Annotated in this window: 14 protein-coding genes; 6 read left to right on the plus strand and 8 right to left on the minus strand. The window is 50.6% G+C overall.

The window, feature by feature from the left end:
* Positions 1 to 208 precede the first annotated feature (208 nt).
* Positions 209 to 913, plus strand: coding sequence for a FadR/GntR family transcriptional regulator (locus OGY01_RS08885; RefSeq protein ID WP_045449039.1), 705 nt, complete (start codon positions 209 to 211; stop codon positions 911 to 913).
* Positions 914 to 916: 3 nt separating this feature from the next.
* A complete protein-coding gene (mdtD, locus tag OGY01_RS08890) occupies positions 917 to 2,344 on the plus strand; it encodes a multidrug transporter subunit MdtD (protein ID WP_045449036.1) in 1,428 nt (475 codons plus the stop codon).
* On the opposite strand, the gene rbsR is transcribed toward mdtD, so the two are convergent.
* The 7 genes from rbsR to kup form a co-directional block, all read right to left on the minus strand.
* A complete protein-coding gene (gene rbsR / locus OGY01_RS08895; RefSeq protein WP_136345351.1) occupies positions 2,310 to 3,302 on the minus strand; it encodes a ribose operon transcriptional repressor RbsR in 993 nt (330 codons plus the stop codon). The two genes, mdtD and rbsR, sit on opposite strands and share 35 nt — an antisense overlap.
* 3 nt (positions 3,303 to 3,305) lie before the next feature.
* Positions 3,306 to 4,232, minus strand: a complete 927-nt coding sequence (rbsK, locus tag OGY01_RS08900) for a ribokinase (protein WP_048223241.1) — start codon at positions 4,230 to 4,232, stop codon at positions 3,306 to 3,308.
* A gap of 137 nt (positions 4,233 to 4,369) precedes the next feature.
* The gene (gene rbsB, locus OGY01_RS08905) at positions 4,370 to 5,260 is read right to left on the minus strand and encodes a ribose ABC transporter substrate-binding protein RbsB (RefSeq protein WP_003023760.1); all 891 of its coding nucleotides are present in this window, start codon (positions 5,258 to 5,260) and stop codon (positions 4,370 to 4,372) included.
* Between the two features lie 24 nt (positions 5,261 to 5,284).
* Positions 5,285 to 6,250, minus strand: coding sequence for a ribose ABC transporter permease (gene rbsC / locus OGY01_RS08910; RefSeq protein WP_045449027.1), 966 nt, complete (start codon positions 6,248 to 6,250; stop codon positions 5,285 to 5,287).
* A 5-nt stretch (positions 6,251 to 6,255) separates the two neighbouring features.
* Positions 6,256 to 7,761, minus strand: a complete 1,506-nt coding sequence (gene rbsA / locus OGY01_RS08915) for a ribose ABC transporter ATP-binding protein RbsA (protein ID WP_045449026.1) — start codon at positions 7,759 to 7,761, stop codon at positions 6,256 to 6,258.
* A gap of 7 nt (positions 7,762 to 7,768) precedes the next feature.
* Entirely contained in the window at positions 7,769 to 8,188 is a 420-nt protein-coding gene (rbsD, locus tag OGY01_RS08920) for a D-ribose pyranase (RefSeq protein ID WP_045449025.1), read from the minus strand.
* Between the two features lie 192 nt (positions 8,189 to 8,380).
* Positions 8,381 to 10,249: a low affinity potassium transporter Kup gene (gene kup, locus OGY01_RS08925; RefSeq protein ID WP_048223237.1), complete on the minus strand. Its 1,869-nt coding sequence runs from the start codon at positions 10,247 to 10,249 to the stop codon at positions 8,381 to 8,383.
* A 342-nt stretch (positions 10,250 to 10,591) separates the two neighbouring features.
* Here kup and ravA point away from each other — a divergent pair, with 342 nt between their 5' ends.
* Positions 10,592 to 12,088: an ATPase RavA gene (gene ravA / locus OGY01_RS08930; protein WP_286492927.1), complete on the plus strand. Its 1,497-nt coding sequence runs from the start codon at positions 10,592 to 10,594 to the stop codon at positions 12,086 to 12,088.
* Positions 12,082 to 13,533, plus strand: coding sequence for an ATPase RavA stimulator ViaA (gene viaA, locus OGY01_RS08935; protein ID WP_286492928.1), 1,452 nt, complete (start codon positions 12,082 to 12,084; stop codon positions 13,531 to 13,533). The genes ravA and viaA overlap by 7 nt, the downstream gene beginning before the upstream one ends.
* Positions 13,534 to 13,536: 3 nt before the next feature.
* On the opposite strand, the gene asnA is transcribed toward viaA, so the two are convergent.
* Positions 13,537 to 14,529 carry an aspartate--ammonia ligase gene (gene asnA, locus OGY01_RS08940; RefSeq protein ID WP_045449015.1) on the minus strand — a complete coding sequence of 331 codons (993 nt, stop codon included), beginning with the start codon at positions 14,527 to 14,529 and terminating at the stop codon, positions 13,537 to 13,539.
* A gap of 151 nt (positions 14,530 to 14,680) precedes the next feature.
* On the opposite strand from asnA, the gene asnC reads away from it, so the two are divergent.
* Together asnC and mioC are read left to right on the plus strand one after the other, a co-directional pair.
* Positions 14,681 to 15,139 carry a transcriptional regulator AsnC gene (gene asnC, locus OGY01_RS08945; protein WP_045449013.1) on the plus strand — a complete coding sequence of 153 codons (459 nt, stop codon included), beginning with the start codon at positions 14,681 to 14,683 and terminating at the stop codon, positions 15,137 to 15,139.
* Positions 15,140 to 15,227: 88 nt separating this feature from the next.
* Positions 15,228 to 15,677 (plus strand): FMN-binding protein MioC, encoded by a 450-nt coding sequence (gene mioC / locus OGY01_RS08950; protein WP_045449011.1) that lies wholly within the window; start codon positions 15,228 to 15,230, stop codon positions 15,675 to 15,677.
* The last annotated feature ends 25 nt before the right edge of the window (positions 15,678 to 15,702 follow it).

Below are 15,702 nucleotides of genomic sequence, written 5' to 3' on the forward strand. Positions count from 1 at the left end.
TCCGTTGTTCCGTGTCAGTGGAGGCGCATTATAGGGAGTTATTTCAGGCTGACAAGGGGAAATTTAAAATAACTTTCTGAGTGCGTGTTTTTTCACCAAAACCGTCATTAACATGCCATAAAATAAGCAATTTGCCGTTTTTGCAACCGCAATCACACTTCCTGATGGCATACTAATGAATAAGAGAAAGACTTAAGGAAGAACATTCATGCCTTTAAATGCCCAACAGTTAGCTGCACAGAAGAACCTTTCCTATGTTCTGGCTGAAAAGCTGGCTCAACGAATATTAAAAGGTCAGTACGCACCGGGTGCAATCCTACCAGGCGAAATTGAGCTGGGTGACCAGTTTGGCGTGAGTCGCACGGCGGTAAGAGAAGCGGTAAAAACATTAACGGCAAAAGGTATGGTATTACCACGCCCCCGGATTGGCACACGAGTGATGCCGCAGGCAAACTGGAATTTCCTCGACCAGGAGCTGCTTACCTGGTGGATGACGGAAGATAATTTCCCTCAGGTCATCAAACATTTTCTGGTGATGCGCATTAGCCTGGAGCCCCAGGCCTGTTTACTAGCTGCAACCATAGGTACGGCAGAACAGAAGGCACATCTGAATACATTAATGGAAGAGATGGTCGAGCTGAAAAGAAACTTTAAGCGTGAACGCTGGATTGAAGTTGATATCGCCTGGCATGAGCACATCTATGAGATGAGTGCGAATCCATTCCTGATATCCTTTGCATCGTTGTTCCATTCTGTCTACCAGACCTATTTTACCTCTATTACCTATAACGATGTGGTAAAGCTGGATTTGCATCAGGCCATTGTCGATGCAATAGAGGATAGTGATGGCGATCGCGCCTTCACTGCCTGTCAGGCATTACTGATAGCGCCGAACGAACTCCCGGATAAATAATCTATGGCAGAAAAGAAATCGCGCAGTATGGCCGGGTTGCCATGGATAGCAGCCATGGCCTTTTTTATGCAGGCATTAGACGCCACCATCCTCAATACCGCCTTACCCGCAATAGCACAAAGCCTGAACCGCTCCCCACTTGCCATGCAGTCTGCCATTATCAGTTATACCCTGACTGTTGCGATGTTGATCCCAGTGAGTGGATGGCTGGCAGACCGCTTCGGCACCCGGCGCGTATTTATGATCGCCGTTAGTCTCTTTACCCTGGGTTCACTTGCCTGTGCGCTATCTGGTTCATTAACCGAACTGGTGATATTTCGTGTTATACAAGGCATTGGTGGCGCAATGATGATGCCTGTTGCCCGCCTGGCACTGCTTCGTGCCTATCCACGTAGTGAACTTCTTCCCGTCCTTAACTTCGTGACCATGCCTGGACTTGTGGGGCCGATTTTAGGTCCAGTACTGGGTGGCGTGCTGGTCACGTGGGCCAGCTGGCACTGGATCTTCCTGATTAATATTCCCATTGGCATAGCAGGTATCTTTTATGCCCGCAAATATATGCCTAACTTCACCACGCCGCGCCGCGGTTTTGATATGACCGGTTTCCTTCTCTTTGGCCTGAGTCTGGTGCTGTTTTCCAGCGGCGTTGAGCTGTTCGGTGAGAAGCTGGTCGCCAGCTGGATTGCCCTAAGTATTATTCTCGGCAGCATTTTGTTACTGCTCGCCTACATTCGCCACGCGCGCCGTCATCCGACACCTCTAATATCGCTGCCAATCTTTAAGACGCGAACCTTTTCCGTCGGTATCGCGGGAAACCTGGCGACTCGTCTGGGTACAGGATGCGTTCCCTTCTTAATGCCGCTGATGTTGCAGGTAGGATTTGGTTATCCGGCGCTGATTGCCGGTTGCATGATGGCGCCGACGGCGCTGGGATCAATTCTGGCTAAATCGATGGTGACGCAGGTACTGCGTCGCCTTGGCTACAGAACTACACTGGTCGGCATTACGGTGTTTATCGGCCTGATGATTGCGCAGTTCTCATTGCAATCCCCAGCAATGCCAGTATGGATGCTGATCCTGCCATTGTTCATTTTAGGCATGGCGATGTCCACCCAGTTTACCTCGATGAATACGATTACCCTCGCGGACCTGACCGATGATAATGCCAGTAGCGGAAACAGCGTGTTAGCCGTCACTCAGCAATTGTCGATCAGTTTAGGAGTGGCAATCAGCGCCGCCGTGCTGCGTATATATGAAGGCATTGAAGGAACCAATACGGTCGAACAGTTCCACTATACCTTTATTACCATGGGCGCTATCACGGTGGTTTCGGCGCTGATGTTTATGCTGCTAAAAGCCAAAGATGGTCGCAATTTAATCAAAGACCGGCATAAGCCTAAGCCGAGCCCCGCGCCATCAGAACAGGAGTAAGCTGCAATCGCTGTTGCTGCAATGCGGGCTGTGCCATACGGTGGATCAACACATCTATGGCCAGTTCGCCCAATTCATCTTTAGGTTGATGAATCGTCGTAAGCGGCGGCGTCATATAGCGAGCCAGCTCAATATCATCATAACCCACCACCGCCATATCCTGCGGGATACGCAATCCTGATTGATACAGGGCCTGATACGCACCGACTGCCATCGCATCATTTCCCGTGAAAACGGCCTGCGGTCGTTGTTTATGCGACAGCAGCGTTTGCATGGCTGAAAATCCACCGCCAAACTCGAAATCGCCGGTAATCTCATAACCTTCCGGGATAGCTAATCCTGCTCGCTGCATTGCTGCCCGATACCCTTCCAGACGCAAACGCGCCGGTGTTTTATCCAGAGGTCCGGTAATACAGGCAATGCGTGTAAACCCTTTTTCGATAAGATGCTGCGTGGCTAAATCCCCGCCCAACAAGGAATTATCCTGAATCAGGTCACTTTCACCATCAAAGGGGGACCAGTCCATCATCACAGTAGGAATAGAAGGATAACGCTGCATGATCTCTCTGGATGGCTGATGTGTTTCCGTGCAGAGCAGCAGTAAACCGTCCACCCGCTTTTGCATCAACGTTTCCAGATTACGATTCATACGCTGTTCATCACCTTCGGTATTGCACAACACCAGACTGTAGCCCCGCTCAAAACAGCTGCGTTCAACACCGCGAACCAGTTCAGAATAAAAGGGATTGGTACTGGCGGTGATTAACATGCCTATGGTGTGGGTCTGATTTAACTTGAGGCTACGCGCCAGCGCGGAAGGCGCGTAGTTAAGCTCTTTAATCGCAGCGTCAACTTTATCGGTGATAGCCTCACTGACAAAGCGATCTTTATTGATGACGTGAGAAACCGTCGACGTGGAAACACCCGCAAGGCGGGCAACGTCCTTCATTGTAGCCAAGCGTTACCTCTGCTGTAAAAACGCCTCTATTTCTTCGCGCCACGGAACGGAAGGCTGTGCGCCTTTACGCGTTACCGCAATCGCCGCAGCCGCATGCGCAAAGCGAATCGCTTCTGGCAACGGAGTCTCTTCCAGTAAGGCTGTGATTAACGCGCCGTTAAAAGTGTCTCCGGCCGCGATGGTATCTACTGCATCCACTTTGAAACCGGGAACTCGACTACCTTTACCGTTCACGCTGGCCCATACACCACGACTACCTAAGGTAATCAGTACGGTGTGAATACCCTTTGCATGCAACGCCTGCGCTGCTTTAGCCGCATCATCATCATTTTCTACACGGATCCCTGTCAGCTTTTCAGCCTCGGTTTCATTTGGGGTAATGATGTCCACCAGCGCCAGCAACTCGTCAGAAAGTTCACGCGCCGGAGCCGGGTTAAGCGCTACCGTCGTATTGTTTTGATGCGCAATCTTTGCTGCGGTCAGCACACTTTCGATCGGCGACTCTAATTGCATCAGTAGTGCCGATGCCTGGGCAATGCGATCACGCTGAGCTTCCACCAGCGCAGGCGAAAGCGCAGCATTCGCTCCGGCATGAATACCGATGACGTTCTCACCTTCACCATTAACAAAAATCAGCGCCACGCCGGTCGATTCCCCCTGAATCACGCTAATGGGAGCAATATCGATGTTATCACTGGCTAATTGCTTGCGAACACTTTCACCAATATCGTCGTCACCTGTACAGGCAATAAACGCGATATTCGCGCCACTACGACCCGCAGCAACTGCCTGATTCGCGCCTTTTCCACCAAATGCCACCTGATAATGGCTACCGGTTACGGTTTCACCAGGAGTGGGGAAGGATTTAAGGTTAAGGATGTGATCGGCATTAATACTGCCAAGAACAACGAGGTTGCCTGCGGTTTTCATGTTCGGAATTCCAAGTCAAAGTGCGCCACCGGGTTAGGGTGGCGCGTGCCCTGCTTTTCTTTTTACGCTTTCATCTTCAAATTGATGAGGATGGCGTATTTATGTCGCCATCAGGCCGAGAGCGACCTGAATCGCTATTACTGCTTGATGACCAGCTTCAGGTCAACCGGATATTTAGCCTGAACTTTCTCGCCTTTCAGTACTTTATCCGCAGTTTCAACGCCTTTCGCGCCAATCTGATCCGGTAACTGAGCGATAGTCGCAGCCAGTTTGCCATCATTTACCGCTTTTTCGCCATCTGGCGTGCCGTCAAATCCAACCACCATCACATCAGATTTACCGGCAGTTTGCAGTGCACGCAGCGCGCCAAGTGCCATTTCATCGTTCTGGGCAAATACAGCCTGCACATCAGGGTGAGCAGTCAGCAGGTTCTGCATAACGTTCAGACCTTTGGTACGGTCGAAGTCTGCCGGCTGGCTGGCCAGTACATTAAATTTGTGTGCCGCAACGGCCTGCTGGAAACCTTCGCCACGCTCACGGGCCGCAGAAGTTCCGGCAATACCCTGCAGTTCAATAACTTTCGCGCCTTCACCCGCTTTTTTCGCGATGTAATCGCCAGCAATTTTACCGCCCAGCACGTTGTCTGACGCAATGTGGCTCACAACCTCACCTTTAGACGCTACGCGGTCCAGGGTAATTACCGGGATTTTCGCCTGGTTAGCCATCTTCACGGCGTTACCGACGGCATCGGAGTCAGTCGGGTTAATCAGCAGAATTTTAGTACCGCGAACTGTTAAATCCTGAACGTTCGCCAGCTCTTTCGCCGGGTTATTCTGCGAATCCAGAATCACCAGGTTGTAGCCCAGTTTATCCGCTTCTTTTTGCGCCCCATCCTTCAGAGAGACAAAGAACGGGTTGTTGAGCGTGGAGACCACCAGCGCAATGGTATCTTTTGCCATCGCATTCGCACTCACAGTGGCGCTCAGCGCGACAGCAGAAACCAGGGTAGCCAGTTTTTTCATGTTCATATTTAAGATGTCCTGTAGTCGTTATTACTGCTTTTTGTTGTCTACCAGTACCGCCAGCAAAATCACCACAGCTTTGACGATCATCTGGTAATAGGAGGAAACACCTAACAAATTCAAACCATTATTGAGGAAGCCAAGAATTAATGCGCCGATCAGCGTCCCAACAATGCGTCCTTTACCGCCAGCCAGGCTGGTACCGCCTAATACGACCGCGGCGATAGCATCCAGCTCATAACCAGTTCCTGCCGTTGGTTGAGCAGATGAAAGACGCGCAACTTCGATGATGCCCGCCAGCGATGCCAGCAGCCCACAAAGTGAATAAACAATAATTTTGATTTTACTGACGCTGATGCCTGACAGGCGCGTCGCCGCTTCGTTACCGCCCAGCGCATAGATATAGCGACCAAGGCGAGTATGATGAAGCATGTACCACGCAGCGAGGAAGACAATCCCCATAATCCACACTGGCGTTGGGATCCCCAGAGGACGGCCAATACCAAACCAACCGAAGACATCGGCATTATCGGTAAATCCGGTATTAACGGGGCTACCGTTGGTATACACCATGGTCACACCGCGCAGCAGCAACATCATCACCAACGTAGCGATGAACGCCTGTACGCGGCCTTTCGCGACAATCACTCCGGTCACCGCACCAATAGCAGCACCTAACGCCAGAGCAGCCGCAACAGCCACCAGCGCGTTAACCTCAATCCCGACAATGGAAGCAGCAACCGCACCGGTAAGCGCCAGCAGGGAACCGACTGACAGATCGATACCCGACGTCAAGATCACCAACGTCATGCCGACAGCCATAATGGCGTTAACTGACGTTTGCTGGAGAATGTTAAACAGGTTATTTACGGTAAAAAAGTTGGGACTCATAGTGGAAACAATCGCGATCAGCACCAACAGAGCGATGAGCGACTTTTGCTCCAGAAGCCATGCTTTGGTGAAATAACGGCGACCAGAAACAGCCTGGGTAGTCATCTTTTTTACTCCTGATTCACGCGATTAAGCTTGCCTACAGCGGCAGCCATTAATACTTCCTGAGTGGCCTGCTCGCGAGTGAACTCACCGCCAAGATGCCCTTCATGCATGACGATAATTCGATCGCTCATGCCCAATACTTCTGGCATCTCCGAGGAGACCAGAATGATACTTAGCCCATCAGCCTTAAACTGATTGATAAGCTGATAAATCTCTTTCTTAGCCCCGACATCCACGCCACGCGTTGGTTCATCGAGGATCAGCACTTTTGGCCGGGTCATCAACCCGCGCGCAATCGCTACTTTCTGCTGATTGCCGCCGGAGAGCAGACCAATGGCCTGTTCCATTGATGGCGTTTTCACATTGAACAGACGGATAAAATCATCCACCGCCTGCTGCTCATCTTTATGTTTCAGGCTTCCGCCCGCGCGACTGAAATAACGCAGCGCCGTCAGCGACATGTTCTCTTTAACCGACATACCCAGCACTAAGCCATCGCGCTTACGGTCTTCAGAAATATAGACGATACCGTTAGCCAGCCCATCCTGCGGAGAACGGGTGACAACCTCATGTCCGTCAAGCGTGACATAACCGCTGGAGCGAGGTAACGCGCCGTACAGCACTTTCATCAGTTCGGTACGCCCAGCGCCCATCAGTCCTGATACGCCAAGGATCTCTCCTTTACGCAGAGTGAATGAAACGTCATTAACCCCAGGACCGCACAGATTATCGACCTTCAGACGCACATCGCCTGGTGCTTTATCCAGACGTGGATACTGATCTTCCAGCTTACGCCCCACCATCATTTCAATCAGCGAGTCTTCAGTAAGCGTTGCAACTTCACGTTCAGCAATAAACTGTCCATCGCGAAAAACGGTCACGTCATCGCAGATCTCGAAGATCTCTTTCATGCGGTGGGAGATATAGACAATGCCGCGCCCCTGCGACTTAAGCTCGCGGATCACGCGGAACAAAGACTCAGTTTCGGTATCGGTCAGCGCATCCGTCGGTTCATCCATAATGATGACTCTGGATTCAAAGCTCAGCACTTTGGCAATTTCTACCATCTGCTGATCGCCAATTGACAACTCCCCCACCAGCCTGTCGCTTTTAAAACGCAGATTGAGTTTGGCTAGCAGCAGGTCGGCTTCGGCGTACATCTTCTTCCAGTCAATTTTGCCAAAGCGATTTACAAACTCACGGCCAAGAAAAATGTTCTCAGCAATAGTGAGTTGTGGGATCAGGTTTAGCTCCTGGTGAATGATGCCAATCCCGGCCTCCTGAGAGGATTTAGGACCGTTAAAGGTGGTTTCTTTACCCAGCCATAATAAAGAACCGGCATCACGGGTATAGATACCGGTCAGGACTTTCATCATGGTGGATTTACCCGCGCCGTTTTCTCCCACCAGAGCCATGACGCGGCCTGGGTAGACATTTAACGCGGCGCCGGATAGCGCTTTGACGCCCGGGAACGCTTTATCGATCCCTTTGAGTTGCAGTAATGCGTTCATGATGGCCTCAGAACGTGACGCCAGCACAAAGAATGATATTCGCATACGGAGAACATTCTCCGCTGCGAATTACCGCCTGACTGTCTGCGGTCTGTTTTTTGAATTGTTCATGCGTGGTGTAACGAATTTCAATGGTATTTCCCTGGTGTTGTTGCAGTTGCTCAATGTGGTTGAGCAACGTTTCGTGGAGTTGCGGATTATGTTGTTTAATTTCCGTCGCGAGAATGGCCGCCTCGACCTGCATTTCACGAGTAACCACATCCAGTACCTGCATAAAAGAAGGTACGCCCTGGGTTAATGCCATATCAATACGCGTTGTGCTGTTCGGAATGGGTAAACCTGCATCACATACTACCAGCGTATCGGTATGCCCCAGACGGGAGATCACCGATGAAATTTCAGAGTTGAGTACTGCGCCTTTCTTCATTTTCTTTCCCCACTAGCGAAACGTTTCGCTGAGAATAATTTTAGTCTGAAGGATGCACAGAAAACCACCACGACGTTACGAAAATGTGATCGCCATCGAAACGTTTCGCAAGCCGTATCATTTGACGAAAAGAAAATTGCGATGATGAAAACAAAACCCCCTCTTTCATAATGAAAGAGGGGGTCAGTTGCATTAAATCTCGACCTGAGTACCGAGTTCAATAACCCGGTTCGGCGGGATTTCAAACTGGTCTGGTGCGCGTAGCGCATTGCGTTGCAGCAGAAGATACAACTTACCGCGCAGGCGTAAATACCAAGGCCGTTTACCCACGATTAGCGACTCGTGCGACATAAAGAAAGATGTTTCCATCATCCGACAGCTAAGTCCTTCCAGACCACAGCGATGGAATACTTCTTCTACATTAGGCGTTTCACGCCAGCCATAACTGGCAACCACGCGCCAGAAGGTGGGCGACAGCTGCTCAATTTGCACCCTACGCACATTATGAACATACGGCGCATCTTCCGTTCGTAGCGTCAGCAGGATCACACGCTCATGCAGCACTTTGTTATGTTTTAAGTTATGTAGAAGCGCAAACGGGATAACATTTAGCGCTCGCGACATATACACGGCCGTTCCCGGCACACGTACCGGTGGTGATTTCTCCAGGGAAGCAATCATCGCTTCCAGAGAGTTACCGTGTTCATGCATGCGACGTAACAGACGGAAGCGTTCACTCTTCCAGGTCGTCATAATGGTGAACATCACCAGACCGAGCGAAAGTGGCAGCCAGCCGCCAGAAATCAGTTTATCGAGGTTCGCAGAGAACAGCGGAATATCGATGCACAGGAACGCCACCAGAATCAGGAAAACGAAGTATTTATTCCAGTGCCAGTTTTTACGCGCCACGGTGGTCGACAGAATAGAAGTCAGTACCATCGTTCCCGTTACCGCAATACCGTACGCGGCAGCCAAATTACTGGAATGCTCAAAGCTCACAATGACAATCACCACCGCAAAGTAGAGCATCCAGTTTACAAAAGGAATATAGATCTGACCCGATTCCATTTCGGAGGTATGGATAATGCGCATAGGTGATAAATATCCCAAACGTACGGCCTGACGTGTCAGAGAGAATACGCCGGAAATGACCGCCTGTGAGGCGATAACCGTTGCCAATGCAGCAAGGATCAACAGTGGAATTAACGCCCAGTCAGGCGCCAACAGGAAGAACGGGTTTTTGATCGCTTCAGGATGTTTTAACAGCAACGCTCCCTGACCAAAATAGTTTAGCACCAGCGAAGGCAAAACGACCGAGAACCAGGCCAGACGAATAGGCAACTTACCAAAGTGGCCCATATCGGCATACAGCGCTTCAACACCGGTGATTGACAGAACCACAGCGCCCAATGCGATGAATGACAACGTTTTGAATTCCAGGAAAAAATGCACTGCCCAGTAAGGATTCAGCGCTTGCAGTACTTCCGGGTTCGCAATAATACTGCGCACGCCTAATACGGCCAGAACCAGGAACCAAAGCAGCATAATGGGAGCAAACAGCTTACCCACCATCCCGGTACCGTGTTTTTGAATTAAAAACAGCAGGGTAAGTACGATAATGGATAGCGGGACTATCCAGGTATCAAGCTGTGGGGCTATGATTTCCAGGCCTTCAATCGCCGACATCACCGAAATGGCCGGGGTAATCACCACCTCACCATAGAAGAAGCTGCCACCAATCAACCCCATAATGACCAGCATTGACGTTGTTCGCGCCGACGTATTGCGCCCGGCCAACGACATCAATGTCAGGATCCCACCTTCACCGGCATTATCCGCACGCATGACAAACGTCAGATACTTAATAGAGACAACAAAGATCAGTAGCCAGAAAATCAGCGAGAGAAAACCAAACACGGCATCACGTTCAACACCAAAGCCGAACTGGCCGGACAAACATTCACGAAGTGTATAAAGCGGGCTGGTACCGATATCACCGTAGACAACCCCAATGGCTGCGAGAGTAATCGCAGACAATGATTGCTTATTATCAGTGCTCATAGACTAGTCTTTCGTTTATACACGTCATCCTTCAAACTACTCCGCGTTGGCAGCACTCCCCCCGGTAACTTACAAATGTAAGCTCAGAAGGTTCACTCCTTTGCCGCCTTGATGCAGCCTGAATGATTTAGTGTATATATATATGAAATGTGTGCGTAGTCCCTTGGCCCACAAAAAGGCGCACAGTATGCACGATTAATCGCAAAATCGTACCCCTAAATGAGACCAGATTAATCTGGCTCAAAGAAAATTAAACGCACCTTAAGTCTATTATTGCCCTGGTGTGAAACAGCTATACTCGCTGTTCACGCAGTACATTTGGCGAAAGGACGCCACTTCATTATGGCTCACCCACATTTATTAGCGGAAAGAATTTCCCGTCTGAGCAATGCGCTGGAAAAGGGACTTTATGAACGTAGCCACGCCATCCGTCTTTGTCTGCTGGCTGCACTGAGCGGCGAGAGCGTTTTCTTATTAGGCCCTCCAGGGATCGCTAAAAGCTTAATAGCTCGCCGATTGAAGTTTGCTTTTAAAAACGCACGCGCTTTCGAATACCTGATGACGCGCTTCTCTACACCAGAAGAGGTTTTTGGTCCCCTGTCCATTCAGGCCCTGAAGGATGAAGGACGCTATGAGCGCTTAACGGCAGGCTATCTTCCTGAAGCTGAAATCGTCTTTCTGGATGAAATCTGGAAAGCAGGCCCGGCCATTCTTAATACCCTGCTTACCGCCATTAACGAACGCCATTTCCGTAACGGTGCGCACGAAGAAAAAATCCCGATGCGTCTGCTGGTGGCGGCTTCCAACGAACTGCCTGAAGCAGACAGTAGTCTGGAAGCCTTGTACGACCGTATGCTGATTCGCTTGTGGCTGGATAAGGTGCAGGAAAAGGCCAACTTCCGCTCAATGCTGTTAAGCCAACAAGATGAAAGCGACAATCCGGTCCCAGCGACGTTACAGGTGACGGATGAAGAGTATTACCAGTGGCAAAAAGACATTGGTGCGATCCAGCTTCCTGATCGTGTATTCGAACTTATTTTTACGCTGCGCCAACAACTGGACGCGATACCAAACGCCCCTTACGTGTCTGACCGTCGCTGGAAGAAAGCGATCCGCTTACTCCAGGCAAGCGCCTTCTTTAGCGGACGCGATGCAGTCGCTCCTATCGATCTCATTCTGTTGAAAGATTGCCTGTGGTACGACGCACAAAGCCTGAATCTGATGCAGCAACAGCTGGAAGTTTTGATGACCGGACACGCCTGGCAACAACAGGCGATGCTGACGCGCCTTGGGGCTATTATGCAGCGTCGAATCCAGCTTCAGCAGCAGCAAAGCGATAAAACTGCCTTCACCGTCATTCGTCAGGGTGGAATGTTCAGCCGTCGTCCTCACTATGATCTTCCCCCAGAAGTCACTGCATCCGTATTGACGTTACTGCTACAAAAACCCTTAAAACTGCACGATATGGAGGTGATCCATATTTCGTTTGAACGTAGCGCCCTGGAACAGTGGCTTACGAAAGGCGGTGAGATCCGTGGAAAACTAAACGGGATCGGGTTTGCACAGACGCTAAATATGGAGGTCGACAGCGCCCAACACCTGGTGGTTCGCGACGTCAGTTTACAAGGCTCCCGTCTGGCGCTGCCTGGGTCATCTGAAGAGAGTATGCCCAACGAGATAAAACAGCAGCTTGAAGCGCTCGATAACGAGTGGCACCAACAGCATAGCGGGTTTAGCGAACAGCAAAAATGTCTGTTTATCCATAGTGACTGGTTAGGTCGTATTGAGGCCAGCCTGCAGGAAGTTGGAGAGCAGATCCGACAGGCGCAACAATGCTAACCCTTGATACGCTAAATATCATGCTGGCAGTAAGCGAAGAAGGGATGATCGAAGAGATGATCCTCGCTCTGCTGGCCTCTCCACAACTGGCGGTATTTTTTGAAAAATTCCCCCGGTTAAAGAAAGCCATTGCTAACGATCTTCCCCGCTGGCGAGAGGCATTACGCAACCGTCTTAAAGACACTCGCGTACCGCCGGAACTGACAGAAGAGGTGATGTGTTACCAACAAAGTCAACTTCTATCCACCCCGCAGTTTATCGTCCAGTTACCGCAAATATTAACGCTGTTACACCGGCTACATTCCCCCTACGCTGGACAAGCCCAGCAACTGGTCGATAGCAATAGTACGTTTACGCCCGCGCTGCACACGCTTTTTCTACAGCGCTGGCGCTTAAGCCTGGTGATTCAAACCACAACGCTGAATCAGCAACTACTGGAAGAAGAGCGCGAACAACTGCTCAGTGAAGTACAGGAGAGGATGACTCTCAGTGGACAACTGGATCCAGTGCTGGCGGAAAATGACAATGCCGCAGGCCGTTTGTGGGATATGAGCGCAGGTCAAATCAAACGTGGCGATTATCAGCTGATTGTGAAATACGGCGATTTCCTGACACAACAACCCGAACTCCAGCGTCTGGCCGAGCAACTGGGGCGCTCCAGGGAAGCGAAATCTGTACCGCGAAAAGATGCGCCGATGGAAACATTCCGTACCCTGGTGCGGGAACCTGCAACCGTCCCCGAACAGGTTGATGGCATTCAGCAAAGTGACGATATTCTGCGCCTGTTGCCGCCAGAATTAGCCACACTCGGCATCACTGAACTGGAATATGAATTCTACCGTCGGCTGGTGGAAAAACAGCTACTGACCTACCGCCTTCATGGTGAAGCATGGCGCGAGAAAGTGACAGAGCGTCCGGTTGTACATCAGGACTTTGATGAACAGCCACGCGGGCCTTTTATTGTCTGCGTGGATACCTCAGGGTCAATGGGGGGATTTAACGAACAGTGCGCAAAAGCCTTTTGCCTGGCGCTGATGCGCGTTGCCCTCGCCGATAACCGCCGCTGCTTCATTATGCTATTTTCAACTGAAGTCGTGCGCTATGAGCTGTCCGGAGCGCAAGGCATTGAGCAAGCGATCCGTTTTCTAAGCCAGCGTTTTCGCGGCGGCACAGATATTGCCAGCTGTTTTCGCGCCATTATAGAAAGGATGCAGGGGCGAGAATGGTTTGATGCCGATGCGGTAGTTATTTCGGATTTTATCGCTCAGCGATTGCCTGATGAGGTCATCAATAAAGTGGGAGAGCTACAGCGGGTACACCAGCACCGTTTTCATGCGGTCGCAATGTCTGCCCATGGCAAACCCGGTATCATGCGCATTTTCGATCATATCTGGCGCTTTGATACCGGGATGCGAAGCCGCCTGCTCAGACGCTGGCAGCGTTAGTACTTACAGCAGAGAGGCAACGCTTTCACGTACCTGTGTCGGCCATACGCCGCACTGTACCTGACCAATGTGCGGCAACTGCAGCAACAGCATAGTCAGGCGTGACTGACCAATACCCCCGCCAATGGTCTGCGGCATTTCGCCACGCAACAGCGCCTGGTGCCACTCCAGACTCAGGCGATCTTCATCACCAGTCAGAGCAAGCTGGTGCTTAAGCGCATCAGCATCCACGCGGATCCCCATAGAAGAAAGTTCAAACGCATCTTCCAGCACCGGGTTCCACACCAGGATATCACCGTTCAGACCAGCGTAGCCCAGTTCGGAAGCTGAGCTCCAGTCATCATAGTCCGGCGCACGAACGTCATGGCGATGACCGTCGCTGAGCTTGCCGCCGATCCCCACCAGGAATACAGCGCCCAGCTCTTTAGCAATCGCACGCTCACGACCTTTTGCATCAAGCCCCGGATAACGGGATAACAGCTCCTGGCTGTGAACAAAGTGGATCTGCTCTGGCAGGAACGGTGCCAGACCAAATTCTTTGCTCACCGCAGCTTCAGTTGCCTTAATTCCCGCCCAAATAGCCTCTACCGTGCTTTTCAGGGTGGAGAATTGACGCTCACCGTCGCCCATTACGCGCTCCCAGTCCCACTGATCGACGTAAACAGAATGGAGCGGAGAGAGGCGATCTTCATCGGGGCGCAGGGCTTTCATGTGCGTGTACAGCCCTTCGCCCGCGCTGAAGTCGTGTTGTCCCAGTGTTTGACGTTTCCACTTCGCCAGTGAATGAACCACTTCGAACTGGGCGTCAGGCAATGCTTTTACTTTTACCTGCACCGCTTTTTCACAGCCCGACAAGTTATCCTGCGTGCCATCTCCTACACGACTGAGGATCGGGGCCTGTACTTCGATCAGACCTAAACGCTCCTCCAGCTGACGAGAAAAATGAGATTTCACGAAGCTAATTTGACGTTGTTTGGCAATGTAAGCGGTTTTCATTATTTTTACTCCTGTGTCCTGTTGCCTATGATTAAGCAACAGAATGAGGGCAATATTCAATAATCAACAAACAAAAAGCCACGTTCGATTTTGATTCGTTAAAAATAACCGCTAAAATAGATGGAATCATTAATCTACATAAGAAAAACCTATGGAAAATTATCAGATCGACAATCTGGACCGCGGCATTCTTGACGCCCTGATGGAAAACGCCCGCACCGCATACGCAGAACTGGCCAAACAATTTGGCGTCAGCCCCGGTACGATCCATGTGCGCGTAGAGAAGATGAAGCAAGCCGGGATAATTACCGGCGCGCGTATTGATGTCAGTCCCAAGCAGTTGGGTTATGACGTCGGCTGCTTTATCGGCATCATCCTGAAAAGTGCGAAAGACTACCCGTCTGCGCTGGCCAGACTGGAAAGTCTTGATGAAGTGACGGAGGCGTATTACACCACCGGCCACTACAGTATCTTTATTAAGGTAATGTGCCGCTCCATTGACGCCTTGCAGCAGGTACTTATCAACAAGATCCAAACAATTGACGAAATTCAGTCCACTGAAACCTTGATCGTCCTGCAGAACCCGATTATGCGTACAATCCGCCCATGATCGTTTTTTTTAATTCCCTGCTTTTCCACAGGTAGATCCCAGCTCACTCACAGCGTACAATAGCCCCTCTTTATCAGGATGGGCTCATATGGCGGACATTACTCTTATCAGCGGTAGTACCCTTGGTGGTGCCGAATACGTTGCGGAACATCTGGCTGAAAAGCTGGAAGATGCAGGTTTTTCAACCGAAACACTGCACGGACCGCAAGTAGAGGAGCTCCCTACCTCTGGTATTTGGTTGGTGATCAGCTCAACACACGGAGCTGGAGACATCCCGGATAACCTGCTTCCTTTCTATAAAGATCTTCAGTCTCAGAAAACAGACCTTTCTCAGGTTCGTTTCGGTGCAATTGGTATTGGCAGCCGCGAATATGACACCTTCTGTGGCGCGATCGACAAATTACAGGCTGAACTGACATCGTCTGGTGCAAAACAGATCGGCGAAACACTCAGGATCAATGTCCTTGAACACGATATTCCGGAGGATCCAGCGGAAGTTTGGCTGGGATCCTGGATTAATTTACTCAAAAATGTGTAAAGATCGTGCGATCGAGTGTGGATAA

The sequence above is a fragment of the Citrobacter sp. Cm038 genome, assembly GCF_030333105.1.
Taxonomy (GTDB): Bacteria; Pseudomonadota; Gammaproteobacteria; order Enterobacterales; family Enterobacteriaceae; genus Citrobacter; species Citrobacter murliniae.

Coding starts and splice junctions, on each gene's coding strand:
- OGY01_RS08885 (WP_045449039.1), top strand. CDS start 209: ATGCCTTTAAATGCCCAACAGTTAGCTGCACAGAAGAACCTTTCCTAT.
- mdtD (WP_045449036.1), top strand. CDS start 917: ATGGCAGAAAAGAAATCGCGCAGTATGGCCGGGTTGCCATGGATAGCA.
- rbsK (WP_048223241.1), bottom strand. CDS start 4,232: ATGAAAACCGCAGGCAACCTCGTTGTTCTTGGCAGTATTAATGCCGAT.
- rbsB (WP_003023760.1), bottom strand. CDS start 5,260: ATGAACATGAAAAAACTGGCTACCCTGGTTTCTGCTGTCGCGCTGAGC.
- rbsC (WP_045449027.1), bottom strand. CDS start 6,250: ATGACTACCCAGGCTGTTTCTGGTCGCCGTTATTTCACCAAAGCATGG.
- rbsA (WP_045449026.1), bottom strand. CDS start 7,761: ATGAACGCATTACTGCAACTCAAAGGGATCGATAAAGCGTTCCCGGGC.
- rbsD (WP_045449025.1), bottom strand. CDS start 8,188: ATGAAGAAAGGCGCAGTACTCAACTCTGAAATTTCATCGGTGATCTCC.
- kup (WP_048223237.1), bottom strand. CDS start 10,249: ATGAGCACTGATAATAAGCAATCATTGTCTGCGATTACTCTCGCAGCC.
- ravA (WP_286492927.1), top strand. CDS start 10,592: ATGGCTCACCCACATTTATTAGCGGAAAGAATTTCCCGTCTGAGCAAT.
- viaA (WP_286492928.1), top strand. CDS start 12,082: ATGCTAACCCTTGATACGCTAAATATCATGCTGGCAGTAAGCGAAGAA.
- asnA (WP_045449015.1), bottom strand. CDS start 14,529: ATGAAAACCGCTTACATTGCCAAACAACGTCAAATTAGCTTCGTGAAA.
- asnC (WP_045449013.1), top strand. CDS start 14,681: ATGGAAAATTATCAGATCGACAATCTGGACCGCGGCATTCTTGACGCC.
- mioC (WP_045449011.1), top strand. CDS start 15,228: ATGGCGGACATTACTCTTATCAGCGGTAGTACCCTTGGTGGTGCCGAA.